Origin of the sequence: Mycobacterium sp. 1245852.3 (assembly GCF_001669335.1) — a bacterium.
Taxonomy (GTDB): Bacteria; Actinomycetota; Actinomycetes; order Mycobacteriales; family Mycobacteriaceae; genus Mycobacterium; species Mycobacterium europaeum_A.
In genome coordinates this window covers 1-5,215 of sequence record NZ_LZLL01000248.1, presented here as the reverse complement: position 1 = coordinate 5,215, position 5,215 = coordinate 1, and the positions used below count along the sequence as shown (strand labels likewise).

The following is a 5,215-nucleotide window of genomic DNA, read 5'->3' as shown; positions in this document are numbered from 1 at the left end:
TTCAGTGGCGCCCCACGGTTTGACCACGTCAAGGTGGTCGGCCCGGTGAACTACGCGACGGTCTTTCCCGCCTGCCGCGCCGTGGTGCACCACAGTGGCGCGGGCACCACGGCCGCGGGACTACGCGCTGGAGTTCCCACCTTGAGTCTGTGGAGTCTCAGTGATCAGAAGATTTGGGCTGGTCAAATCCAGCGACTGAAAGTTGGTCTAGCCAGGCCCTTTTCGGAGACCACGCAAGAATCGTTGGTCGCCGACCTGGGACAGATCCTGGCTCCGCGATACGCCACCCGGGCCCGCGAAATCGCGGCGCGAATGACCAAACCCGCTGAAAGCATCGGAACCGCCGCAGACCTTCTGGAGAAATTTTCCGCCTGAGAAGCTCGCATGTTGCCACGCAGGCCGATCGATCGTGACAGCGCGTGACGGCGTGCGGCAACGGCACCTGAGAGCGGTGGCATTCGTTTGCTGTACGAGCACCACATTGTAAAAACTGTGCGTCATACCTGTTGCCTGGCAAGCGAATCACCCGTGCAACCTTTACGATTGACGCACGGGTCAGTACCGGTGCTGTTCTCGGCCCGGGGACTGTTAGGGTCGGCAACTAGCTAAAGACATCTCCCTTCTCACGTCCCTGCTGGTCGGACTACGTACTTTCCGACGAGAGCGCAGACCAAGCAAACTGCGCAGAAGGGAGCTCGCATTGACCGCACGGCCAACGGCGAATCCCCCTAAGGTCAGCGTGGTTTCGACCACCCACAATCAGCAGGCCTACGTCCGGCAGACGTTGGACAGCTTCCTCGCCCAGCAGACCGCATTTCCGCTGGAGATCATCGTTGCCGACGACGCCTCGACCGATGCGACACCGCGAATCATCCAGGACTACGCCGACCGCCATCCACACCTGTTCCGACCGATCCTGCGCTCCAAGAACATCGGCCTCAACGCGAACCTGACCGGCGCCCTGTCGGCCGCGCGCGGTGAGTACATCGCGCTGTGCGAGGGTGACGACTACTGGGTCGACCCGCTGAAACTGAGCAAACAAGTCGCACTGCTCGACCAAAACCCGAACACCGCGGTGTGTTTTCACCCGGTGCAGGTCATCTGGACCCACGACCGCGCCGAAGACGAAAAGCTCGTCCACGCCTTGTATCGCAAGTTCGAAGAGACCTTCCTTCCGACCTTCCCACCGCCCTTTCGGGCCGGCGACCTCAGCTTCGAGACACTGATCTCACGAAACTTCATCCAGACCAACTCGGTCATGTACCGCCGCCTCCCCCGCTACGACGACATCCCGGCCGACGTCATGCCGGTGGACTGGTACCTGCACGTGCGGCACGCGGCCGAAGGCGACATCGCCATGCTGCCGGAGACGATGGCCGTCTATCGTCGCCACCCGCGCGGCATGTGGTACAAGTCCATCACCGACCCCGCAACGTTCTGGCGCATGCAGGGTCGTGCCCATGCGGCGACCTTGGACGCGATGCTCGATGTCGTCTCCGGGGACCCCACGCACGAATCGATCGTCGCCAAAAACGCCAACTGGGTGCTCCGCGCGATCGCCAAACAAGTCCCCGGCCCCGAAGGCCATGCGCTCCTGGTCCAAACCACTGCCGAGTACCCGCGCATCGCGACGCTGGCGCTGCAGAATCGATGGGCCAAGACGCCCGGAGGGCTTCTGAAGAAGTTGCGACGCAAGGTCGTTCGCAAATCCGCTCGACCCAAGCGCGGCGCCCCCGAGCGAATCGACCAGCGGCTGAGCGCCTGACGATGGCCGCCACCGCAGACCCGACCGTCGCCTACCTCGGCTGGCATGGCCTGGGCAATCTCGGCGACGACGCGATCTACGACGCGGTTCGCGGCCAGCTATCTGGGGCGACCTTCCTCGATCTGCCGCGCCTGCCCCACCAATTGATTTATGCAACCGCCACCGCCGCACTGGGTTTGAACCGTTCGCTACGGCGCAGCAGGCAAGTCGTGGGGGGCGGTACGCTCGTCGGCCGGAGCCAATGGCGGCTCCTGGTCAACCGAGGATTGGCGCTCACCAAGGACAACGGAAGCCACGCCATTGGGGTGGGCGTCGAAGATCCGGCCTTCGGCGGACGCAACAGCGGTTCGGGCAAGGGCGAGTTGAAGCGGTGGGCGCCGATACTTTCCAAATTCCGTACCGTATCCGTGCGGGGGCCGCGCAGCGCCGAACTGCTGGCCGACATCGGGTTGAGCGTCGAGGTGTCCGGCGACCCGGCGCTGCTGCTCCCCCGACCCGACGTCCGTCCCGAAGAGGACTTGATCGGCGTGAATCTCGGCTTCGGGGACGACCTTTGGGGGCACGATCCAATCATGTTGGCCGACGAAATCGCCAACGCCGTCAAACAGCTGGCCTCACACGGCTACCGCTTCATCGGGATACTGATGAATCCGGAGGACCGGCGATGGACCGAAGCGGCGCTGAGAGATATCCCGGAAGCCCAGCTGGTGCTCCCAGCCAACCCCGACGCCGCCGCGCGGGAACTCGCCCGCTGTTCGGCAGCCATCGTCACCCGACTACACGCGAGCGTGCTGGCATCGCTCTCCGACACTCCCGTCGTCTCCCTTGAATACCAACCGAAGTGCCGCGACTTCGCACTCGCGATCGACGATGAACGGTCCCTGATCCGCACCGACGAGGTGAGCGCCACCGCCGTCGTCGACCGGGTACTCGACGCGATCGGGAACTCATCGAGCATCCGAAGCAGCAAGCGCAACGCAGTCGCAGCCCTGCGACAGCGCCTGCATAGCGAATACGCCGATCTCGCGCGTGAGTTGGGTCTGGCTTCGTGATATCGCTGCGAAAAGCATTGGAGCTGAAGTGGGTCAAACGCGGCGGGCAGATCGCCGGTCTCCCCCGACGGTTGCCGCCCGCGGCCCGCAAAGCCGACATCGAATCATCGGCCCAGTCGACTGACAAGATCGGCGCCCTGCCATTGGCCGCGGCCTACGGTCAGCCGGGCGCGACCCGGAAACCCAAACAGGTCCGGGCCGCGTCGTGGCAGGGCGACTTGTACGCCTACCTGGTGGACTGGCGCGACCCCGGGATCGTGGTCGAGTTCGGATCGGCTTTCGGGGTGTCCGGGATGTATCTGTCCTCGGCGCTTCGCCGGGGCTGGATGTATTCGTTCGAGATCAACCCCACCTGGGCTGACATCGCCGAGCGAAACATCCACTCCATCACCGACCGTTTCACCCTGACCAGGGGCGCCTTCGAAGACCACGTCGGCGACATCGCGGACCCAATCGATCTGGCTCTGGTGGACGGTATCCACACTCGGGATTTCGTGACCCGGCAATGGCAGCTACTGAAGCCCCGACTGGCCCCGGGCGGTTGGGTGCTGTTCGACGACATCGACTTCAATCCCGGAATGGGCGAAGCCTGGCTGGACATCTGCGCCGATCCCCACGTGGTAGGGGCGGTCGAGGTGTCCAAACGGCTCGGCCTCGTCGAACTGGCCTCCTAGCCACGGGACCGGTCAGCCCACCGGTTGACCCGCGCACAATGGTGATCTCCGCGCGCCCACTCCACAGCACCGGCAATAATGGCCCCGACGTTGCCCGCAGCGGGACAACCGGAAAGGCAGGATGTTCGTGAAGTTTGCCCTGGCGAGTTACGGAACTCGCGGCGACATCGAACCGTCCGCTGCCGTTGGCCTCGAACTGCTGCGCCGCGGGCATGACGTCCGCCTGGCCGTCCCGCCCGAACTTGTCGGTTTCGTCGAGTCGGCGGGCCTGGCCGCCGTTCCGTACGGGCCGAAGGTGCAGGAGTTCTTGGACGAGGAATTCCTTCGCAACATGTGGACCGACTTCGTCCGCAATCCGATCAGGCAGGTGCTCAAGGTGTGGGATCCGCTGATCAAGTACTGGGGCGACGTGAGCGCGACGTTGAAGCCGCTGGCGGACGGTGCCGACCTGCTGTCCACGGGGCTGAACTTCGAGCAGGCCGCGGCCAACGTGGCCGAGCATTACGCCATCCCGTTGGCCTCTCTGCATCACTTCCCCATGCGCGCGAACGGCCGGTTGGTGCCGAGCATGCCGGCGCCGCTGGTGCGCTCCACGATGACGACGATCGAATGGCTGTTCTGGCAGTCGACGAAGGAGGTCGACAATGCGCAGCGCGCTGAACTCGGCCTGCCGAAGGCAACACGACGCTCGCAGCGGCGAATCGCCGAACGCCGGTCTTTGGAGATCCAGGCTTACGACGAGATCTTCTTTCCCGGCCTGGCGGCCGAATGGGCGCGTTGGGGCGACCGCCGGCCCTTTGTCGGGGCGCTGACGATGGAGCTGCCGACGGACGCCGACGACGACGTCGTGTCCTGGATCGCGTCGGGAACACCGCCGATTTGCTTCGGCTCGGGCAGCATCGCGCTCGAATCGCCCGCCGACACGGTCACGATGATCGCCGCGGCATGCGCGCGGCTGGGCGAGCGGGCGCTAATTTGCTTCGGCGGCACCGACTTCAGCGACGTGCCACAGTTCGACCACGTCAAGTCGGTAGGCCCGGTCAACTACGCGACGATCTTTCCCGCCTGCCGTGCCGTCGTGCACCATGGCGGATCGGGCACCACGGCGGCGGGCCTGCGGGCAGGCATTCCCACGCTGATCCTGTGGACGGCGGGTGATCAGCCGATGTGGGGGTCGCGCGTCAAGCGGTTGAAGGTCGGTACGTCCCGGCGGTTCTCGGCATCTACGCCCGAAACCCTCGTCGCCGACCTGCGCAAAATCCTCGCGCCCGAGTACCTCACTCGCGCCCGTGAGCTCTCCACCCGAATGAGCAAGCCCTCCGAGAGCGCAGGTCACGCCGTCGATCTGCTGGAGGAATTCGCTCGCTCCGGGCGCTGCGTCCCCGACGCTCAAGCTGGGCGAAGTCGCTGAGCCGCCGGTGACCGATACACTGCGAAACGCGTTGACGGCGTCGAGGGACGTCTAGGCTCTCAACCGGTAGTACTGGCATGCGGAGTAAGGGGCAGTTTTGGCCGTGACCGATCACGACACGCGGTTTGCATACCTCGATCTGCTCCGGCGTGACCTCACCAGGTATGGCAGCGACGAGCTGGTTCCGGTCGGGTTGTACCGCCTGGGTCGTCCCCTGTTCAGCACCCGCAACTTGATGCTCGTGCGGAAGCGTCCGTTCAACAAGCAGGCGCGTGATTTCGGCCTGGACTGGCCCGCGGATGCCCTGACCATG

5 protein-coding genes and 1 pseudogene are annotated in these 5,215 nt (G+C 64.8%); all 6 read left to right on the top strand.

Going from position 1 to position 5,215, the window contains the following annotated elements:
- The coding region (locus A9W96_RS30360) for a glycosyltransferase (protein ID WP_369830826.1) at positions 1-375 on the top strand (375 nt) is incomplete at its 5' end.
- 325 nt (positions 376-700) lie between these two features.
- Positions 701-1,765, top strand: a complete 1,065-nt coding sequence (locus tag A9W96_RS11000) for a glycosyltransferase (protein WP_067139692.1) — start codon at positions 701-703, stop codon at positions 1,763-1,765.
- Positions 1,766-1,767: 2 nt separating this feature from the next.
- Positions 1,768-2,817 (top strand): polysaccharide pyruvyl transferase family protein, encoded by a 1,050-nt coding sequence (locus A9W96_RS10995; protein WP_067139689.1) that lies wholly within the window; start codon positions 1,768-1,770, stop codon positions 2,815-2,817.
- Complete coding sequence (locus A9W96_RS10990) at positions 2,814-3,491, top strand: class I SAM-dependent methyltransferase (RefSeq protein WP_231999654.1); 678 nt, start codon at positions 2,814-2,816, stop codon at positions 3,489-3,491. Before A9W96_RS10995 ends, A9W96_RS10990 begins: the two co-directional genes overlap by 4 nt.
- A gap of 127 nt (positions 3,492-3,618) precedes the next feature.
- Positions 3,619-4,902, top strand: a complete 1,284-nt coding sequence (locus A9W96_RS10985) for a glycosyltransferase (RefSeq protein ID WP_067139695.1) — start codon at positions 3,619-3,621, stop codon at positions 4,900-4,902.
- A gap of 97 nt (positions 4,903-4,999) precedes the next feature.
- Positions 5,000-5,215: pseudogene (locus A9W96_RS10980) on the top strand (TylF/MycF family methyltransferase); the annotation flags it as partial.

Coding starts and splice junctions, on each gene's coding strand:
- A9W96_RS10995 (WP_067139689.1), top strand. CDS start 1,768: ATGGCCGCCACCGCAGACCCGACCGTCGCCTACCTCGGCTGGCATGGC.